Genomic DNA, 19,586 nt, shown 5'->3' on the forward strand with positions numbered 1-19,586 from the left:
CATGGTTCACTCTTAGACCGATATTTACCTCAGTATTATCTCGTAGTCTTTTTCAAAAATCAAATATGATTCCTATAGCTCTGTAAACTGAGGAGGTTGGGGATGTGGTCTTGGCAAAAGTTTTAAGGTGCTTCTGGAATTCTAGCAGGACAAAATGGAATAAATATGATACCCAGGACAGGGGCAACATTGCAATTAAAAAAGTCCACTAGAAGTTATTCGTGGTGTTTTGGTTGCTCAGGCTTCGTCTCAGTGGTAGATTTTACCCTGATGATTTTCTGGCTATACTAGTGATTTAAGCTGATTGATTGATAAATTTAATCCCCCAGTATGAAAAACATAAAAACTATAAATTTCAGACATAATATTAAGTGTGCATTTCCTTTTAAGTGACACAAAAGCCTTGTCTGCTCTTAGAGGAAATAAATTTCCTTGGGGGTAAAAAATTTCATCAGTCAATCACTGAGGTTATTAACACTAACATTACAGAGTCAATCTAGAACAATCAAACATCTTCTGAGTTAGCACCTATGAAAGAAGAATTGATAGCCAGAATTATACAAGTATTGCAAATTAATATGAGGTGGATGACTTGGAATTTATTTCTGGCTTTTATACCTTTGGTCTTGAGTGTATGGCTATTTCGCATGAGGCGCGGCGGCACTTGGCTTTGGTGGCTAGGATTCTTAGTTTTCTATGCTTTCTTACCAAATGCACCGTATTTGTTGACCGATGTAATCCACTTGATAGATGATATCCGCACAATTCAATCTGTGTGGATGATTACTTTAGTACTCATACCTCTGTATTTGCTAGTAATTCTCGGTGGATTTGAAGCTTATGTAATCTCGTTAATTAATTGGGGTTACTACTTACATCGTATCGGTAAGAGTCAATGGATTTGGCGCGTTGAGTTAATTACACATTTTCTCTGCGCTGTTGGTGTTTATTGGGGACGATTTTTACGTTTCAACAGTTGGGATTTTATTACTCAACCCGATGCCTTACTTACTAAAGGAGTAGAAGAAATTCTGGGAAAACAACCCTTAGTAATTATTGCTATCACCTTTGTGGTACTTGCAGGTTTGTACTGGATTATGAAACGAGTAACTTTAGGTCTTAGCAAGCCAGGTAGTAGAATCGGAATCAAGTCAGAAAGCACTAACTCTAACACGCCAAACATTTGATGCTCCTGGCGATTTCAGATTTTAAATTGGGGTTTTCATTAGTAATTCTATTGATGAATATTGCCTATCAAAAGAAAGATGCAACTAAACCCTCCTTAAGGTGAAATAAACTCAGAGACAAACGGTCGGACTTTGACCACCATCTGAGAATAACGTCCTATCAGATCATTGAAAATCGATGGTCTGATCTGATGTTTTTGATCGCGTTCATAGGAGGGGTATCTTATGGAATTAATCTCTAGAGAAGAAATAAAGACATTAATAGAACAGCCAAAAGGAAATTGTGTTTCAATTTATATGCCAATGCACCCAGCCGGGCCAGAAGTGCGACAAAATCCAATTCGCTTTAAAAATTTGGTCAAGGAAGCGGAGACTCGTTTAATTGATGCGGGTTTGGAGGAGAAAGATGCGATCGCATTATTGGAAAAATCCCATGAAATTGATACCCAAGAGTTTTGGGAGCAAAAGGGAGAACCAGGGTTAGCGATTTTTATTTCTGAAAATATTTTTCGCTATTATCCTCTGCCAATTGATTTTCAAGAGTTGGTTGTGGTTACAGACCGATTTCACATCAAGCCACTGCTGCCAATTTTAAATGGCAATGGTCGCTTTTATATGCTGGCGTTGAGCCAAAAAGATGTCAGATTCTTTGAAGGAACACGCTACAGTGTTAATGAGGTGGAAGTAGAAAATCTCCCTAAAAGTCGAGATGAAGCTCTGCAAATAGACGAGACTGCCCAAGAAGGTGAGTTCCACCTCGCACCATCAAAAGGAGGAACCACTAATCCTTTTTCGCAGTCAGGCACATTTCACGGTCAGGGAAGTCCAGACAGAGATAAACAACAAGAATACATACTACAATTCTTTCAGATTATTGATCGCGCATTACATGAGAAACTGAAATTGCAAAAAGCGCCTTTGGTACTGGCTGGGGTAGAGTATCTCTTGCCTTTATATAAACAGGCAAATACTTACCAGCATTTGATGGATGAAGCTATTACTGGTAATCCAGAAATTCTCAGTGCCCAAGAGTTACATGACCAAGCTTGGCCGATTGTCGAGGCTGATTTCCAGAAGTCTCAAGAAGGGTTTTTAGAGCAATTTCACGAATTGTTTGGTGGTGGTACTGGTAAGGCATCTAACAACCTGAAAGAAATTGTCTCAGCAGCTTATTACCAACGAGTGGATTCATTATTAGTTGCAGTTGGTCAACAACAGTGGGGTTTATTCGATCCAACCTCAGAAACGGTTTATTTGCACCCAGAAAAAGAAACTGGTGATGAAGATTTGTTGGATTTTGTTGCTGCTCATACTTTATTAAATGGTGGCACGGTTTACGCTGTTCCTCCAGAACAGGTTCCATATAGCACACCTGTTGTAGCAATTTATCGATATTGAACAAACATTTTGACGGTGTTGTATAAAGCTGAATGTGCTATGTACAACACCAACGATGATTACTATTCGCTGCTTTAGGGACGTTTGGAAAGTATTTCGTCTGGAAGCCGCTTATGGATTTAATTTAATTGGGAAACTAGGATTAATCGGTAAATTAGGATTAATCGTGATACTAGGAACTACTTTAATCAGGCGAGAAACAGTGATATCAATCAGCTTATCTTGATTTGAGGCACTATGTCCTCCTTGTGATTGTCCAACGGAACATAAGTCATTTTTGTTCGGTACGAATAACCAGCTAGAAGGAGAGCAACCTATCCAAAAGTGTCTGATCATTTGAATTCTTGCTGTTGCCACAAACTCTCCCAGATTATTATAAGTTATGGGGCCACTAGCAATTAAGTATTGAGCAGAAGCAGGGGAAGGAGGCTCATCCGTTGGGCCTGCGTGTGTAAATTGTTTTACTACTGTTTGCGGATTTGATGAAATGCCGGAGTTAAATGTCACCTTATTATTCGTAAAAATTGTTGAGCTAGGATATAAAATTGGCCATGTGGTACCAGCACCAACATGAGGAACATACTTTGTACCATTTTCTTGATAGGATGCAGGTAAGAAGTATTGAGGGCCAATAAAAAAGTTTACCGATTCTCCTGATTTAATAACTAATGGATTGGGAGGAGAAGAAGTTCCACCGTATTGAGCTCCAAGACTTGGATTTAATAATGGTCTATTTTCTCTTGGCATGAGATTTAGAGCTTCATAAACATCAATATCCAAGCACGTCTTTGTTGAAGCACCAGGGCAACTATTAGTTTTTTGAGCTACAGCTTTTGAAGTTTGTGAATCTGTCCACGAATCCCAAGTTACAATTGTTGCTGTCAGACTAGCAATGGAAATACAAGCCACAATTGCTGTTGTAATAAATACGAGAATTTTTTTATTCATAAATTCAACTCCAAATCAATCAAAATTTATTAAAAATATCTCTGTTTTGCCAAAGCAAATCTAAACTATGAATAGGATCTCCAAAGATTTTGACTAGTTTCCGCCCTAGCGCATAAAAATAAAATCTATATAGACTACAGAGAAAATACCTTGCCTTTCGGAAAATATTTCAAAATAATTTCGTCAGCTTTTAGTGCGAGCTAACCTAGAAAAAATCATTGTTCGCAATTACAGAACATATTATATTTAGTCACGCCCATCTACTTAAAGCGCTTTTCTTGTGTAAAATACTGTAATTCATTGTGTGACAAAGTATTATAATAGATAATACTTCTTAATAAATTTATTCATCAGGTGTTTCTTATGCCCTTGCGCCTATTGTTGACGACGCGCTGCTGCTAAAATTAGGCGTTGTTCAGCACGAGCGATCGCCTGATATGTTCGCTCAACTGCCTCCGGTTCAACAGAAATGGAAGTTATGCCCCATTCCACTAATTTATCGATGATTTCTGGATAGAGGGCTGGTGCTTGACCGCAGATTGAACAAGGTATACCGGCACTTTTAGCCATTTGGATCAGTTGAGCGATCGCACCCATAACTGCGGGATGACGTTCATTAAATACTTTTGCTAGCTGTCCTTGTTCTCGATCCACTCCGAGCAATAATTGGGTTAGGTCGTTTGTACCAATGGAAATTCCGGCTGCACCTGCTTTCACATATTCCGGCAGCAAAAATAGTACGCTTGGCACTTCCGCCATCATCCACAATTGAAACTGCGACACCTCGGTTAAAAGAGCTTGCTCAACTTTGCGACGGCAAAAGACAAATTCTTCTACAGTCCGCACAAATGGTAATAGTAGGTTGACATTGCTGTAACCAGCCTGCTGTACCCTTGCTAAAGCTTGCAGTTCTAACTCAAACACTGCGGGATTTCGTAAATAGCTGAAGGTGCCGCGTTCACCCAACATCGACTGGGGTGAATATTCTAAATTATCACTCAATGATGGTAAATCCTGCGATCGCCAATCTAAAGAACGATAAAAAACTGGTCTTGGTGCAAAAGCACGAGCAAATTGCCTAATCTGCTCAGACCATAACTCTAATAATTCTGCCTGACGACCGCCTAAAATCCAACTATTGGGATGTTGTCCGTCCAATATATTTAATACCATCAATTCTGAGCGCAATAATCCCACGCCATCTACAGGGAAGCTTTGCACTTGTTCTATTAAACTGGACTGACTCAAGTTAACCAGTAGTTGGGTAGCAATCATGGGTAGATGAGAAGTAAAAGTAGGATAGGGCGCTTTCGGGTTGGGGTGATGTGGGGAAAGAAGTTTTTCTTCTCTCTCTTTCTCCATCTCCTCCTTTGAGTCTCCTTTGATGCGATAAACTTCTCCTCTGTCGCCATCAAGCAGTAGTCGTTCGCCCGTTTGGATTAAGGTTGTGGCAGATGTTGCGTTTACTACTGCTGTGATCCTTAATTCTCTCGCCAGAATTGCGGCATGGCTGGTTAATCCACCTTGTTCTGTGATAATACCAGCAACTTGGTGTAGTAATGGTAGCCAATCAGGAGTGATTGTTGGTACTACTAAAATCACATCCTTGGGTAGTTGTTCGGGTTTCTGTTGTGAATTATTAATTACTAAGGCATTGGCCACAACACGTCCCCCTGCTGCTCCTAGTCCCCTGATGAATTGTCCGTGGGGAATTACAGATTGGGGAGAACTAACTTGTGTGATGTAGAGTTTGTTAGATGTGGTTTGTTGAGCAATAGTCCATTTAATAGTGAAAGTTTTGCCTAGTTCACTTACTAGTTGAGTTCCCAGAGCAATTATTTGCTGTAAATATTCTTCTTGTAAAGCGTACTGTTCTTGTTGGGCTTTTTGAAGTACGTAGGTATTTAGAGAAATATGATCTGGTGTTAGCACTGAGTTAGGTGTGGGTTGCGAAAAAGCTTCAGATGCTGCATCATTCACACCATAAGCCAGCATTTTATTGCCTAACTGTTGCTCAAGCACAACCCCCGTTGCCTGTTGAATGTAGTAAATATCTGGCTGGACTTCACCAAGAGCGATCGCAATTCCTAATCCCCTAGTAGCCTCAATTTCCCACCCAGAGGAGTTGGCTTTGAGCAAACCACTGGCGATCGCATTCTCAACAGGTTGCACCAAAACTGCTAGATTTATTTGTTGTAGATTAATTCCTGCTCGTTGCCAATATAGGAGACTTCTGGCACGAAATATCTGACTCCAAGTGCGCTTTAACGCCCAAGCGATCGCTTCAGGTTCGCACTGGCAAAACACCGACTCCAGCAAACCAGATATATTCTTTATACCTGGAGTCGTATTTGATATTGATAAGGTAGGTCGAAGAATCAGACAGCTAGTTTGCCATTCCTTAGCTGCTTGGAAAATTGTACTCACCCACTGCTGCGGCACAGTCGCAGTGAGAATTTCTTGGCGCAAGCGACCAGCTACCTGCTGAAGTTGCCGCCAATTAGTAACATCTAGATGTAACGAAGAATGGGGTAAGTCAGCTACTAATGACTCTGAACTATTGAGATTTTCAAGAAATTGCCGCAAAATTTCTGCCGAAACGACAAAACCAGGCACCACCGGATAGCCACGCTGCATGATTCTGCTCAAGTAAAATGCTTTGTCACCTACTTTGGCGCGGTCTTGTAATTTAATTTGGTCTAGCCAGTAGAGTTTGTCCACTCAATTTGTTAGTTGTCTATTTGTAGCCACAGGCATTTCCTTCGGGTGCGTTATCAGCCATAAATCCACTGACTCTCTACTAGGAGGAGTTTCCAGTATTTACATTTAATTTGCTGACCTTATTAGGGGTTAATTGCTAGTGGTCTGTCTCATTAATTTTCCTAGGTGTTCAGATCCCCGACTTCTTTAAGAAGTCGGGGATCTGAACACCTTAACCTTTCAGAAATTGCCTATTAAGCCAAGATTAAGTTCAAAAAATAAAGCAGATGACTAGATGATATAAACTTTCAATTACATCCATTGAATTAGACTCTACCAATATAAAGAGTAAAATATTTTTGCACTATTTTGTAAAAAAATTAATAATTAACCTAGTACACTCTGGCGGAAAGTTGCCAACCTTTAACAAAGGTATTTTTTCCCAAGTCTTGTTAATTGAGATGGTAACTGCATTTTCCCGTGCTGTACTATGTATATAAAATTATTTACACCAGACTAAACATTGCCAAACACTTACTACATTGCAACTAATGATTGGCTAAATATCAGCTTCAGATTATGCTTTGCGTTATTTATAGGAGCGATTATCGGCTTAGAACGCCAAATTAGCCGCAAACCAGCTGGTTTAAGAACTCACACGCTAGTGAGTCTAGGTTCAGCTGTGTTTACCTTGATAATTATGCAAACAGGAGGATTGCAAAATAGTCCTGATGCACTTAGCCGCGTCATTCAAGGAATTGCAGCCGGTGTAGGATTTCTCGGTGCTGGAGAAATTGTGCGCCAATCTTCTCAAGAATCACAGCAACTTGAAATTCACGGACTCACATCAGCAGCAGCTATTTGGGTTTCGGCTGCATTGGGAATTGCTGCCGGTTGTGGTTTGTGGCAGTTAGGATTGATTGGTACTCTACTGACTTTTCTGATTCTCAACGTTTTTAAAAGGTTAGAAAAACGTCAATAAAAATTAGGATTTCAGCCTGACCCATAAATATTAACTATTGTCAATCAGCCATTTTTAAGGAATTAAACGGTTAACAAATCCCTTTTCATCTATGTGTTTTATAGTTGTTAGGTAGTTTATTTAACTACCTTTAAACCTCAGAGGTGTAGAGAAGCCAGTACGTTGCAGGGATTCTCACCGTTGTAGCAACTGGCCCAACACAGAGAAAAAAAGAGATTTTAGAGTCATCTTGAAAGGGCTAATCCTAAATCATCATTAATTTGCGATTATTTCTCCTGCTTTCACAAAAAGAATTTGGGAGGACTTTAACCACTGGGAATCAAAAGAACCCAAGTGAGTGGTAGTAATTAGGGTTTGAAAGCGGTCTTGAATAGCATCAAGCAATTGATTTTGACGGGATAAATCTAGTTCGGCAAGAACATCATCAAGTAATAGCAATGGTGGCTCTTTGACGACTTCTTCAATTAATTGTAATTCGGCTAATTTTAAGGCTAGAACCAGCGTTCGTTGTTGACCTTGAGAACCGTATTGACGAGCGGGTGTCTGGTTAATAGTTAATTCTATTTCGTCTCGATGGGGGCCGACAAGAGTAGTACCTTGGTGCATTTCAGCAACGGCTCGCTGCTGAATTTTTGCTAAAAAAGCTTGCTGTACTTCTTCTGGCTGGTTATCCTCTAAAGGAATATTAGGTACATATTTAATTTGTAGAACTTCTGTACTACCGCTAATACTGGCGTGCCAAGCACTAGCAATAGGAGCCAATCTTTGGATGGCGCGATCGCGTCTTCTAATTACTCTGGTTCCTGTGGTCGCTAACTGTGCATCCCATACCGCCAGTTCTGAGTGTAGAGACGTTGCATCCAAAGTCTCTACATGGCGTTTTAAAAAGGCATTGCGCTGGCGTAATACATGATTATACTGCTGCAAAATGTGAGCATAAACTGGTTCGAGTTGAATTAAGAGTGTATCCAACCAGTTGCGGCGACCTTCCGGGCCGCCGCGTACTAGGTCTAAATCCAGGCTGGAAAACTGCACTGCGTTGAGAACGCCGAGAAAATCCATTTGACGGCGGATAGACTCACCATTGAGAGCAACGCTCCGGCGACCATTGCGCCGGAGGGTTAAGGTAAGGTCACTAACGCCTGTTTGTCGCTCAAGGGTGGCATTAATTTGGGCTATAGCTTCCCCTTCTTGAACCAAATCGCGATCGCGGGTCATGCGGTGCGATCGCAATGTCGCCAGCAACTCTACCGCCTCCAACAAATTCGATTTTCCCTGAGCGTTATTACCTACCAAAATTGTTTTGGCAGCAGTAAATTCAACCTTTTGGTCTTGATAATTGCGAAATTGTCGGAGGTTTAGAGTTTTCAGGTACATAGCAGGGATTGGGAATTGGGAATTGGGAATTGGGAATTGAGCATTAGGAAGGATGGAGAAAAATAAGAAGTAAAAGATTAGAGGGGTAGAAGAGAATAACCAATGCCCCATTCCCCATTTCCCATTCCCAATTCCCCATGCCCAATTTACACAGCCTTCTTGCCCATAATCCGCAGAAATATCTTCTCCGCTTCAATCCAGACAAACATTAAGGCACTGAAGCCAATACAAACCCCCAACTCTTGCATATTCAGGTAGTGAGTACCAAAGAAATCTCGCAGGGGTGGAACATAAACTAGCATTAGCTGCAAAATCGTGGTGACGACAACAGCCGCTAGTACAAATATATTAGAGAAGGGATTCATCTCGATGGCTAGGCGATTGTTAGAGCGAATAGCGATCGCATGTCCCATTTGGGCAATACACAAGGTAGTAAATACCATTGTTTTCCAAGCTTCGGGATCGCCCTGATACCCAGCAGCATGGGTATGTTGATAAGCCCACCACATTAAGGCAATGCTGATAATGGCAAAAATGATCCCAATGCGAATCATGTAAGAACCCAATCCCCTAGCAAAAATACTTTCGCGGGGGCTAAAAGGCGGACGTTGCATGACATCCGGTTCTGGAGGTTCCACAGCTAATGCCAAGGCTGGTAAACCGTCTGTCACCAAGTTCATCCACAAAATTTGTAAGGGAGTCAGGGGAACGCCTCCCAAACCAATTAAGGGTGCAGCGGCAATTGTCAGAACTTCACCAATGTTACTGCCCAAGATGTATTTAATAAAGCGGCGAATGTTGGTATAAACAACTCTACCTTCCTTGGTGGCGCTGACAATTGTAGCGAAGTTGTCATCAAGTAACACCATATCGCTGGCTTCTTTACTGACATCAGTGCCAGTAATGCCCATTGCAATACCGATGTCGGCTTGTTTGAGGGCTGGGGCATCGTTAACACCATCGCCCGTCATGGCGACAAATCGACCCCGGCGTTGCAGTGCTTGGACAATTCGCAGTTTGTGTTCTGGGGAAACCCTAGCATAGATGCTCACCAGGTCAACGTTTTGCTCTAATTCCTCGTCACTCATCCGTTGCAATTCTTGACCTGTGAGAACACGATCGCCTTCTTGGGCAATTCCCAAATCGGTAGCGATCGCTCGTGCTGTTAATTGGTGGTCGCCAGTAATCATTACTGGGCGAATACCTGCATCCCGACATTCTTGGACTGCTGCCCTCACCTCTGGGCGTGGCGCATCCAGCATTCCCACCAATCCCAGCCATACCAAGCCTTGCTCAGATGCTTCATCTGAACCTTCCGGTGGAATTTCCGCAAGAGATTTGTAGGCAAAACCTAGTACCCGTAAACCTTTACTAGCCATTTGGTCATTTTCTGCCAAAATTTTCTGGCGTTGTTCTTCGGTTAAGGGGGCCGAGTGATTGCCCAAATAAATCTGAGTGGAACGTGCCAAGGTTAACTCTGGAGAACCTTTGGTAAACATTAAGTAAGGTTCAGATTGGAGAAAATCGGCGATCGCTGGGTCAACGCCTCTCGAAGACGCTTCACCTGTGGCGACTCCCTCCACTTGAGAAATCACGCTCATCCGCTTGCGTTCCGAAGAAAAGGGGAACTCAGCGACGCGAGGTAACTTACTGTTCCACTGGTCTTTTTCGATTCCGGCTTTTCCCGCCAGGCTAACTAATGCCCCCTCTGTCGGATCTCCCAAAATTGCCCATTCACCTTGTTCTTTTTGCAACACTGAATCATTGCAAACAGCACAGGCGACTGATAACGCGGAAATTTCTGGAGACTCCTCTAAGGAAACTTTTTGACCATCTAACTGAAAGTCCCCTGTAGGAGCATAACCTTCGCCGGTGACGCGAAAAGTTTTGTCATTGGTATAAACCGATTGCACGACCATTTTATTTTGAGTCAGAGTGCCGGTTTTATCAGAACAGATGGTTGTTACAGAACCTAATGTTTCTACTGCTGGCAGTTTGCGAATCAAGGCATTTTGGCGCACCATTCGCTGGGTTCCCAGTGCCAGTGTAACGGTAATTACAGCTGGTAAACCTTCTGGTACCACAGCAACCGCCATACTCAAGGAAACTTCCAAGAGTTCTTGGATGTTTTTAAAACCTCCGTCCTTGATGACACCACCAACGACAACGATCGCCACCAGAATTAAAGAACCCGTAACTAGGACATTACCCAGTTGAGTCATACGTTGCTGTAAAGGCGTAGGTTCACTTTCCACCGCCTGCAACATCGCAGCAATTTTACCCAATTCTGTTGTCATGCCGGTGTTAGTCACCAGAACCTTACCGCGTCCTTGGACTACTTCGGTTCCTTGATACACGACATTAAGGCGATCGCCTAATGATGTTTCCTCCGGCAATTTTAGTGATGCCTGTTTATTCACCGCTTCGGCTTCACCAGTCAATGCCGACTCACGCACTTGTAAATTAGACTGTTCTATCAAACGTCCATCCGCAGCTATCTGCATTCCAGCTTCCAGCAGCATTACATCCCCTGGAACTAGTTCCTTGGCTGCTATCTCCACCAGTCTGGTGTCGCGGATGACCCGTACTAAGGGAGAAGTCATTTTTTTCAGGGCTGCCAAGGCTTTTTCGGCACGGCTTTCTTGGACATAACCGAGTATGCCATTGAGAATCACAATTGCTAAGATAGCGATCGTATCTTTAAATGGCACTTCACCGGGCTTCAAATCGCCCGCCCGCAAAGCCATCAGGTCTAAAAACCCAGAAATCAGAGCTACGCCAATCAGCATCAACAACATAATGTTCTTGAACTGATCTAGCAGAATTTCCCAAGCACTACGGCCAGCACTTTCTTCAAGTTCGTTGGGGCCGTATTTTTGCAACCTCTGTTGAATTTCTTGAGGTGTTAAGCCACTGTCTGCATTACTATCGAGCAGTTCTAGCGCTTTATCAACTTCTAAACTATGCCAAACGGCGGCACCTTCAGGCAGAGAATTAGCAGACATCGTGTAGGTCACAGCAAATGGTTACAAAATTCGATCATAATTTAGTGATGGCAGGAATTCCATCTTCTAAAGTTACATTAAGGCGATCGCCTAGATATGTGAAGGAGACGGAAGGAACTTTTCAGTTGGGGATTTGACCCCGGATGAATTTAAGTCATTGAAGTCATTGAACTATCATTAATGGGGTTTTAAACCAAGCTTGCTCTGGTGAGAGCAGTTCAAGAGTGAGGACATTTTTCCTCCTGTCTTGCTTGATAAATGTATATGTAATTCTTAACATTTGTAAATCCCCCCATTTTGACATAGTATTATTTCTCACGAAAGAGTTGATCGGAACACATTTTACCGATAATTATGAGTAATAGAGCTTTGAAGCTTTGTTACAGAGGATATGTCACAATTAATTTTAGGCTGCCATTCCTTTCATTTCATCCCGTAGTCAATAGCCAGGATGTATGGCACGATTGCATTTCTTCATTTTTAATTTTGCGGAAAGTTGAGCCAGTCCCTTGTGTATTTCGCCGCTCAAGTAAACTGGAGTGCCATTAGGGTTTCCCAATCTAGCAAACTTTTCCAGCTGAATTTTGAATTTTGAATTACCCAGGCGTGCTAAACCATTCAATAAATATGCTTAATATGAGTTTTGCACTCCCCACTTTGACCGTTAGCCAGATGTTTGGGCAAAAAACAATTCGACCGCTTACTGCTGCTACCCTGTGTGGCATTACTTTCATTAAAGATAGACTCATTGCCATTGACAGTATTAAAGGGCATCTACTGGAGATTGATCCCACCTCTGACAACAGCAAAATTCTCAATCCCCATCAAGTTAAAGAATTTACCGATGTCACTGGTTTAGCGGTATGGGAAGATTCCCTGTGGGTGAGCCGAGAAAATAGTGTTTACTTGTGCAAGCTCAATGCTTTAGGTCTGGAACATTTTGTGACATTGCCTTATCCGGCTGACGGCGTTGCTGTTTGGGAAACAACAGTTTATGTCAGCTGCCAACGGCTGGGCTACATTTTGGTTTATGACCGCGAAACCCGAAAAGAGATTACCAGATTTTATGCCCCTGGAGTTGGGATAGAGAATTTAGCAGTTAACCAAGAAATGCTATGGATTTGCGATCGCACCGAACAATCAGTGTACGCAATGGACAGGGCAACAGGAGAACTTCAATTTAGTGTCCTGACACCGTTTGAATGTCCTACAGGTATAGCAATACATAAAAATGGCGAAACAGGTAAAGAAAGTATTTATGTTGCCTACGCCTCAGAGGAGCCTTATATCCGGGATAACCCCAATGCCGATCCGAGTCATGAGCTAACATTCCGCGATCGCACTTTTATTCATCCCCTGCATTATCATTACCAGCCAGATAAGCGCTACGCTCTCTCTAATGGCTATCTCATTGAAATGTCTTATGCTGAGGAAATTGCACCCTTAGACGAGGTGTATTTACCTGATGTAGAATGGCGCATCGCCCTACCATCGGAAACTGAGCGTCAAAAGGTGAAACACGTTGAAGCAATTGGTATACCCTTTACAGAAGAAGTAACAGAAGGGCAACGTGTAGCAGTCTTTAAATTTGATTCTCTTGCTCCAGGTGAACGGCATATATTTGGCTGGAAAGCACTTGTGGAAGTTCGAGGAATTAAGTATCGCATCACACCTAGAGATGTTGAAGATATACCTGAACTATCTCCAGAATTACAAACACGCTACCTAGTAGATGACGACGATTTAGCAATGGATACTACCATTGTTCGCCGTGCCGCCAGAGAAGCAATTGGTTCTGAAACCAATGTACTGCGGAAAATGCACAGTATCCGCAACTACGTATACGACCAGTTATCTTACGGTATTAAGCCTTACATTGACACGCCAGATATAGTTTTAGAACGGGGCGTTGGTTCCTGTGGGGAATATGTTGGCGTATTGCTTGCCCTAGCCCGTTTGAATGACATTCCCTGCCGCACCGTAGGTAGGTACAAATGTCCTCCCCATAGTGACTTACTAGGAGTACCACTACAACCAGACTTTAATCATGTTTGGCTGGAGTTCTACGTCCCGAATTTTGGCTGGTTGCCAATGGAATCAAATCCTGATGATGTGGGTGAAGGTGGGCCTTATCCGACGCGCTTTTTTATGGGCTTATGCTGGTATCACATTGAAATTGGTAAAGGTATCACTTTTGAAACCGTGACAAGTCAAGGTGCGCGGCTAACCAAAGAAGATATCCCCATCGGTGATTTGGCAATTAATCATATTCGGTTCACAATTCTTAAAGAATTACCACCTTTTTAAATTAGGACATGGGGTATTAGTTCAGGGTTGAATTATCAATAAAGCCAGGTTTTTTCGTTGCAATGCCTGGGTTTGGCTGTGCCTATGGATCTCGAAGTAGCATATTTTCGTTTTTGGTCTTAGCACTTTACAAAATTGCGTTGCTCGCCTCTTTTTCCAAGAGGCTATATTTTTAGCTATTCAAAACGTTTCTGTAGTGCCTCATGCTCGTCTACAGAATCGAAAAGTATTATTTTAGACCATGACTGACCTGAGTTAATTCTATATTTTTCTTCAATCCATAAAAGTACGAGGATTTAGCAGATGTTTTTGAACATTGAACCAAGATAAATAGGTAAACCAATTAGCTATGGCTCTTCATTACTTCTTATGCTAAATACGTCTGTAAATAAGCTTAAAATCCTTGCTGGGCAATAATAACAGCCGTTAGTATTAGCATTTGAGCCTTGATTCAGAAATTGAAGCTATAACTCCCTGTAAGGCTTGATTCTCAGGGTAAGTAAAGGACTTTAATTAAAAGTCCAGCATACTACGTACTGAAGAACCTTAGCTATTAACTCTTAAACTTGGCTGTGGATATGATTGAGTTTGCTTAAAATCGGCAAACTCACAGATGGAGTTAAACGGGCAAAACCGGCAGTGGGAGCCAGGATTTGCAGGAAAAATCTTACTGAAATTAGTAGTTTTTTCCTGATATTTTTGCAAATCGTGCTGGTGCTTGTGGGCAATATTAGCTAACTCAAATTTTAAAGATTCTAACTCGTAATTATTGATGCTAATTAACTCAGACTTTTTACATATTTCTAAATTATAAAATGATGCGACAGCTTCGTGTTCAGGGTAAAGATAACGAGCAGCTAGCAAATAAACTAATGCCTGTCGTTTGTCAAAAGCTGACTTACCTGTTTTGAAATCTAAAATATGTAAAGTCCTATCAGATTCAATGAAAACGCAGTCCATAGCCGCATATAACCGAAAGCAATAATCCTCTTGTTCAACTACTATTGGCTTAGGAAAACCTTCATCACCCGGAGTTAATTGGATAATATCTTTATCCAAAAGCAACGGCGCATTATGATATTTTTGCAAAATTTGCAGCACGCGTTGCTGAACTTGAACGCTTGAATTGCCTAATTTAAGTAGCTGTGCAACTCTTTCTACACCATCTGATTGCTTCAGCAGATGCCTATGATGATGAAACTCATAAACACCTTTTTGCGCGAGTATGCCAATGCGCTGGGGTGCAGTGGCTTGCGCTAGCAGTGCTTTGACTTGTGGTTCGTGTTGCCGTGCTTTGATAAACCCCCGTCTCATCTGGCAATGCCAGCGTTCTTGCCCAGTCGCTGGGGCAACTAGAGACCAAAGGTGATAACTGGCAAAAGGTCGATCGGGGGTTGACATTGCTCAGAAACAGTGAGAGAAAATACGGTGGGGAGAAGTTTAAACTAAGCCTTACTTAGAAAAGAACTTCGGAGGATAGTTGCTGCTAAACACGCTTTGCAGGAAGCTTTTATAGTACTGATAATGTACGGGAGCAAGTGGCAAGAATGTCTAGCAAGATAAAATTTGGCACCGATGGATGGCGAGGGATTATTGCCGATGACTTTACTTTCCCCAACGTGCGAAAAGTAACAAGGGCAATTGCCACTTACTTGGAAACAGCCTACACAAAAGATAGACCAGTACTTATTGCCTACGATACTCGCTTTTTAGCTGACCAGTTTGCCAAAACTGCGGCCCAAGTACTGGCAGACTTAGGTTGGACTGTGAAAATTACCGTTCGGGATTGCCCCACACCAGTAATTGCCTACAATGCCCGTCACCTAAATTCCGCAGGGGCGTTAATGTTTACTGCTAGTCATAATCCAGCACCTTACTGTGGAATTAAATATATACCCGATTATGCTGGGCCTGCCACTCCAGAGATTACTGATACTATTGTGGCAAATATAGAAAGTGCATCGGATGAGTTACCTGGAAGTAACCCATCAGGTTCAATTTCAATTTTCGATCCCAAACCTGATTACCTGCAATTTATCTACACTCTACTTGATATAGAAAAGATCAAAAGGGCTAATTTAAAGGTAAAGTACGATGCTTTGTATTCTACCTCCCGTGGCTATTTAGATGAAGTTTTGCAGCATAGTGGTGTTCAGTTAGAAAGTTTCCACGATTGGAGGGATGTTTTATTTGGCGGTGGAATGCCAGAACCCAAAGGAGAACAATTAGTTGAGTTAGTGGAAGCTGTAGTCCGCGATCAAGCTGATTTGGGCTTGGCGACGGATGGAGATAGCGATCGCTTTGGTATTGTTGATGAACAAGGAACTGTCCTCACTCCGAATACTGTGTTGTTAGTTCTAGCACGTCATTTAATTAAAAACAAAGGTAAAACCGGCGCGATAGTCCGCACTGTGGCTACAACCCACCTGCTGGATAATTTCGCTGCTAAAAATGGGCTGCAAATTTACGAAACAGCAGTTGGTTTTAAATACATCGGTGAAAAAATGCGGGAAACTGCCGTATTAATTGGTGGAGAAGAATCAGGCGGTTTGAGTATTATCGGGCATATTCCCGAAAAAGACGGGGTATTAGCCGATATGCTGGTGGCAGAAGCGATCGCTTATGAAGGTAAACCTTTAAGTCAGATGGTTAAGGAAGCGATCGCTGAAGCCGATGGCCCACTTTACAACAACCGCCTAGACTTGCACCTCACAGAGGCGCACAAAACCGCCGTCATCGGCTCCTTTACTAAAAATCCACCTACAGAGGTAGCAGGAATTAAAGTCAAGGAAGTCGGGCGTAAAGACGGTATTAAGCTGTATTTAGAAGAAGGTAGCTGGGTTTTATTGCGTCCCTCCGGTACAGAACCACTGGTGCGCGTCTACCTAGAAACCAACACTCCCGAAAAACTCACCCAAATTGCCCAAGAGTTAGAGAGTGTCATTGCTAAATTAGAGGGATAAGAATTAGCAGTTAAAAATTAAGAGTTATAAATTAATAATTCTTAACTCCTATTAACAGTTATCTCACTCCTAACTTTGCTCAAAGTATGAAAACTTTCGCTCCATTTTTGACATCTCTAGTTGTAGCGGTTTGGGTAATCGCGATCGCAATTATTTCAGTTCAAAATGCCACACCCGTATCGTTAAAATTCTTAACATTCCAATCGATTCAGATACCACTGGGTTTAGTGTTAGCTTTTAGTGCTTGTTTAGGGTTAATTGGCATGGCACTGCTGCAACCTCTTTGGGGACTTGCTGGTATTGGACAGCGTAATTCTCGATTAGAAGACGATGCGGAATTTTTTGTTGATGATGAAGATTTTTGAGGATTGATAGCTGTGCAGTATCAAAACATTATTACAATCGAACCAAGAAAACGAGGTGGTAAGCCTTGTATTCGAGGAATGCGAATTACTGTATACGATGTTTTATCTTATCTTGCCTCTGGCATGACCTACGAGGAATTACTTGATGACTTTCCTTATTTGACACAAGAGGATATTTTGGCTTGCCTAAGCTATGCAGCTAATCAATAAAGGCTATGAGCGCAACTTATAAGGCAGATTTTAATTTGTGGATTGAAGAGACAGCCCAACTATTGCGATCGCATCAAGTGCAGCCTTCTAATCGCTATTATTCTCAAAGCGTTTGTAGCCCGTCAGCCTAGTAGTACATGAAAAAAGCCTACCAACGTAGGCTTTTTTGAAAGATTTTGGGAGAGCGATCGCGCTGTTATAAAATCAAAATGTCCATTCGTGATCTGGATCATCTAGGGCGGCGCGAACAGAAGCTAAGTTAGCAAGGTCTTTGAAAGGGCTTGATTTAGCTATTTCTGTGATTGAGTTTAAGGTAAGAGCTAGTTGTTCATTATTTCCGGATGCGATCGCAGGGAGGCTAACACCTCAATACAATGGACAAGCGATCGCACTGAGCCTGACACTAGAATATTATTCGCAATCTTGTAGAGATGATTGGCGATGAAAATTAAAGCAGTTATCTGGCAAGAAGATGGTGTGTGGTGTGCTTATGTACCTGCCCTACCGGGATGTCACACTTGGGAAACAGCTATGAACATTTTTTAGAAATGTTACAAGATGCAATTCCAGTTTGGTTAGAAGTTCCCAGTCAACGAGAAGATCAGCTTGATTTAGCATCATTCTCATTACTGTACGCAGCTTCAATTCTCCCTGAAAGTAAAGAGACAACTTAGTAACATTCAACCCCGGTGATGTAGTCACAGTTGAGTTTCCCGGTACTACTGGTATGAGTTGAGCAATTTACTCATGAACTACTGCTAATTTCTACAATTGCTTCTCCTTGGCGCAGTTGTTCTATTGCATCAGGTAAAGCGATCGCAAGTAGTCGCTGCAAATTGCGATTTGTGACATCACCACAAGTCAGCCAAAGAATTTGAGGTGGTATTCCTAAACGACAAGCCAAATCAACAAAATCGCTATCTTTGGTCATGATTACTGCATTAGCGACTCGTGCTGCCTCAAAAATTTCCACATCTTTAGCATCTCGTAATCCAAGCTCTTTTAGGGCAGTAGCCTCTACCTCAAAAGTCTCAGTCAGCCAAAGTGCTAATGTAGGAGGCAACTGAGCATCAATCCAAATTTTCATGCTGTCAATCGAGGAAAGTCTGTTCGCCGTGCTGCAAACAATAGACAGGCTTGGATATCTTCGAGTTCAAGATCGGGAAAATCCTCTAAAATCTCAGAAACACTGACATTCTCAGCCAACATTTCTAAAATATCACTCACACGAATCCTCATACCTCGAATACAAGGACGACCACCACACTGACCAGGAGTTTGAGTAATGCGAGTCAACAAATCAACCCTTGAGTTCATGCAAGTATTTTAATATCAGATACTTTTATTTAACTCTAGTTATTTTAAGTTAGTTGTAGCTTCAAGTAATCAATAAAGTCCAAAATTTCTATATCAGTGAGTTGTAGACGCGATCGCTTGCCATATTTCTGCTGCAAATAATCCCTTCCCTGCTCTGGAGTCCAATTTAATTGGGCTAAATATGTGTCAGTTTTAGCTATAAAAACATCACGCGGTTCAGGCGTTTTTATATTGTCAATTGTTTCTGATTGAGATTGATTTTTATCTGGATTCAAATTGTGAATTTGATTAATTTTTAAACTTACTTTTTGCCCTATAGCTTGCCAGTCTAATTTCTTATGTCCATCCCAACTAACACCTACAGAACGATAAGTTATTGGATCGTAAATTTTACAAAAAACCACATTACTATCTCCAGGACTAACGGCGATCGTTAGTGGATTACACAATTCTTTATAAGTAAGGGTATCTAAAGATAACAATAAACTTTTAGAAAAGAAAGAGTCGCTACCTGAACGGATAATATAAGGTTTATCTGCCAAAATATATAAATCGTTTTTTTCAACTGGCCCGAATTTAGTTTCAACCTTTTTATTAACTTCTACCCCTGTAATCACCCCAGTCAAGGCTCTTTCATAAATTGGGATGCGTTTTTCATCTTCAGCAAGCATATACCAACAATGATCGCTTTCTTTGCTGACAAAGACATATTGAGGTTTTGGGACTGCTCCAAATCCTAATTTAACTTCCATATTTTTGATGAAGGTTTTGGTAAATATATTTATTGAGCAACTAGCTTTTCCCATTTGTACTGTCAAGCTATGAGT

At 41.7% G+C, this 19,586-nt stretch carries 17 protein-coding genes; 9 read left to right on the top strand and 8 right to left on the bottom strand.

Translation table 11 applies throughout. The features are described 5' to 3' along the window. Positions 1-530 precede the first annotated feature (530 nt). Both G1O98_RS04335 and G1O98_RS04340 read left to right on the top strand, forming a co-directional pair. Positions 531-1,187: a DUF1361 domain-containing protein gene (locus G1O98_RS04335; protein ID WP_163927450.1), complete on the top strand. Its 657-nt coding sequence runs from the start codon at positions 531-533 to the stop codon at positions 1,185-1,187. Positions 1,188-1,412: 225 nt separating this feature from the next. Next, positions 1,413-2,585 (top strand): hypothetical protein, encoded by a 1,173-nt coding sequence (locus G1O98_RS04340; RefSeq protein WP_163927451.1) that lies wholly within the window; start codon positions 1,413-1,415, stop codon positions 2,583-2,585. Positions 2,586-2,696: 111 nt separating this feature from the next. Here G1O98_RS04340 and G1O98_RS04345 read toward each other — a convergent pair whose 3' ends face one another. Then, positions 2,697-3,533, bottom strand: coding sequence for a hypothetical protein (locus G1O98_RS04345; RefSeq protein WP_163927452.1), 837 nt, complete (start codon positions 3,531-3,533; stop codon positions 2,697-2,699). A 375-nt stretch (positions 3,534-3,908) separates the two neighbouring features. Continuing rightward, positions 3,909-6,254, bottom strand: coding sequence for a putative PEP-binding protein (locus G1O98_RS04350; protein ID WP_163927453.1), 2,346 nt, complete (start codon positions 6,252-6,254; stop codon positions 3,909-3,911). 502 nt (positions 6,255-6,756) lie between these two features. Between G1O98_RS04350 and G1O98_RS04355 the strand changes: the two genes are divergently transcribed. Next, positions 6,757-7,215, top strand: a complete 459-nt coding sequence (locus G1O98_RS04355) for an MgtC/SapB family protein (RefSeq protein ID WP_163927454.1) — start codon at positions 6,757-6,759, stop codon at positions 7,213-7,215. Positions 7,216-7,470: 255 nt separating this feature from the next. Here G1O98_RS04355 and recF read toward each other — a convergent pair whose 3' ends face one another. Beyond that, the gene (recF, locus tag G1O98_RS04360) at positions 7,471-8,592 is read right to left on the bottom strand and encodes a DNA replication/repair protein RecF (RefSeq protein ID WP_163927455.1); all 1,122 of its coding nucleotides are present in this window, start codon (positions 8,590-8,592) and stop codon (positions 7,471-7,473) included. A gap of 146 nt (positions 8,593-8,738) precedes the next feature. After that, on the bottom strand, positions 8,739-11,597 hold the full coding sequence (locus tag G1O98_RS04365; protein WP_163927456.1) for a cation-translocating P-type ATPase: 2,859 nt from the start codon (positions 11,595-11,597) through the stop codon (positions 8,739-8,741). Positions 11,598-12,233: 636 nt separating this feature from the next. Here G1O98_RS04365 and G1O98_RS04370 point away from each other — a divergent pair. Beyond that, positions 12,234-13,904: a transglutaminase family protein gene (locus G1O98_RS04370; RefSeq protein ID WP_163927457.1), complete on the top strand. Its 1,671-nt coding sequence runs from the start codon at positions 12,234-12,236 to the stop codon at positions 13,902-13,904. A 546-nt stretch (positions 13,905-14,450) separates the two neighbouring features. Here G1O98_RS04370 and G1O98_RS04375 read toward each other — a convergent pair. Beyond that, on the bottom strand, positions 14,451-15,305 hold the full coding sequence (locus tag G1O98_RS04375; protein WP_163927458.1) for a PD-(D/E)XK nuclease family protein: 855 nt from the start codon (positions 15,303-15,305) through the stop codon (positions 14,451-14,453). Positions 15,306-15,451: 146 nt separating this feature from the next. On the opposite strand from G1O98_RS04375, the gene G1O98_RS04380 reads away from it, so the two are divergent. From G1O98_RS04380 to G1O98_RS04400, 5 genes are all read left to right on the top strand, one after another. Beyond that, positions 15,452-16,867, top strand: coding sequence for a phosphoglucomutase/phosphomannomutase family protein (locus G1O98_RS04380; RefSeq protein WP_163927459.1), 1,416 nt, complete (start codon positions 15,452-15,454; stop codon positions 16,865-16,867). 86 nt (positions 16,868-16,953) lie between these two features. Then, positions 16,954-17,232, top strand: a complete 279-nt coding sequence (locus tag G1O98_RS04385) for a LapA family protein (protein WP_163927460.1) — start codon at positions 16,954-16,956, stop codon at positions 17,230-17,232. A 12-nt stretch (positions 17,233-17,244) separates the two neighbouring features. Further along, positions 17,245-17,442 carry a DUF433 domain-containing protein gene (locus G1O98_RS04390; RefSeq protein ID WP_163927461.1) on the top strand — a complete coding sequence of 66 codons (198 nt, stop codon included), beginning with the start codon at positions 17,245-17,247 and terminating at the stop codon, positions 17,440-17,442. A gap of 5 nt (positions 17,443-17,447) precedes the next feature. After that, entirely contained in the window at positions 17,448-17,573 is a 126-nt protein-coding gene (locus G1O98_RS39705) for a DUF29 domain-containing protein (RefSeq protein WP_163927462.1), read from the top strand. A gap of 140 nt (positions 17,574-17,713) precedes the next feature. Continuing rightward, positions 17,714-17,887, top strand: coding sequence for a hypothetical protein (locus tag G1O98_RS04400; RefSeq protein ID WP_163927463.1), 174 nt, complete (start codon positions 17,714-17,716; stop codon positions 17,885-17,887). Between the two features lie 300 nt (positions 17,888-18,187). On the opposite strand, the gene G1O98_RS04410 is transcribed toward G1O98_RS04400, so the two are convergent. From G1O98_RS04410 to G1O98_RS04420, 3 genes are read right to left on the bottom strand one after another with little or no spacing between them, the layout of a single operon-like run. Then, complete coding sequence (locus tag G1O98_RS04410; RefSeq protein WP_163927464.1) at positions 18,188-18,529, bottom strand: DUF5615 family PIN-like protein; 342 nt, start codon at positions 18,527-18,529, stop codon at positions 18,188-18,190. Next, positions 18,526-18,759: a DUF433 domain-containing protein gene (locus G1O98_RS04415; protein WP_094347793.1), complete on the bottom strand. Its 234-nt coding sequence runs from the start codon at positions 18,757-18,759 to the stop codon at positions 18,526-18,528. Before G1O98_RS04415 ends, G1O98_RS04410 begins: the two co-directional genes overlap by 4 nt. A gap of 44 nt (positions 18,760-18,803) precedes the next feature. Beyond that, a complete protein-coding gene (locus tag G1O98_RS04420) occupies positions 18,804-19,511 on the bottom strand; it encodes a hypothetical protein (protein ID WP_163927465.1) in 708 nt (235 codons plus the stop codon). Between the last annotated feature and the right edge of the window lie 75 nt (positions 19,512-19,586).

The organism is Nostoc sp. UIC 10630 (genome assembly GCF_010747425.1).
Taxonomy (GTDB): Bacteria; Cyanobacteriota; Cyanobacteriia; order Cyanobacteriales; family Nostocaceae; genus Nostoc.

Coding starts and splice junctions, on each gene's coding strand:
- G1O98_RS04385 (WP_163927460.1), top strand. CDS start 16,954: ATGAAAACTTTCGCTCCATTTTTGACATCTCTAGTTGTAGCGGTTTGG.
- G1O98_RS04415 (WP_094347793.1), bottom strand. CDS start 18,759: ATGAACTCAAGGGTTGATTTGTTGACTCGCATTACTCAAACTCCTGGT.
- G1O98_RS04340 (WP_163927451.1), top strand. CDS start 1,413: ATGGAATTAATCTCTAGAGAAGAAATAAAGACATTAATAGAACAGCCA.
- G1O98_RS39705 (WP_163927462.1), top strand. CDS start 17,448: ATGAGCGCAACTTATAAGGCAGATTTTAATTTGTGGATTGAAGAGACA.
- recF (WP_163927455.1), bottom strand. CDS start 8,592: ATGTACCTGAAAACTCTAAACCTCCGACAATTTCGCAATTATCAAGAC.
- G1O98_RS04365 (WP_163927456.1), bottom strand. CDS start 11,597: ATGTCTGCTAATTCTCTGCCTGAAGGTGCCGCCGTTTGGCATAGTTTA.
- G1O98_RS04375 (WP_163927458.1), bottom strand. CDS start 15,305: ATGTCAACCCCCGATCGACCTTTTGCCAGTTATCACCTTTGGTCTCTA.
- G1O98_RS04345 (WP_163927452.1), bottom strand. CDS start 3,533: ATGAATAAAAAAATTCTCGTATTTATTACAACAGCAATTGTGGCTTGT.
- G1O98_RS04420 (WP_163927465.1), bottom strand. CDS start 19,511: ATGGAAGTTAAATTAGGATTTGGAGCAGTCCCAAAACCTCAATATGTC.
- G1O98_RS04410 (WP_163927464.1), bottom strand. CDS start 18,529: ATGAAAATTTGGATTGATGCTCAGTTGCCTCCTACATTAGCACTTTGG.
- G1O98_RS04370 (WP_163927457.1), top strand. CDS start 12,234: ATGAGTTTTGCACTCCCCACTTTGACCGTTAGCCAGATGTTTGGGCAA.
- G1O98_RS04335 (WP_163927450.1), top strand. CDS start 531: ATGAAAGAAGAATTGATAGCCAGAATTATACAAGTATTGCAAATTAAT.
- G1O98_RS04380 (WP_163927459.1), top strand. CDS start 15,452: ATGTCTAGCAAGATAAAATTTGGCACCGATGGATGGCGAGGGATTATT.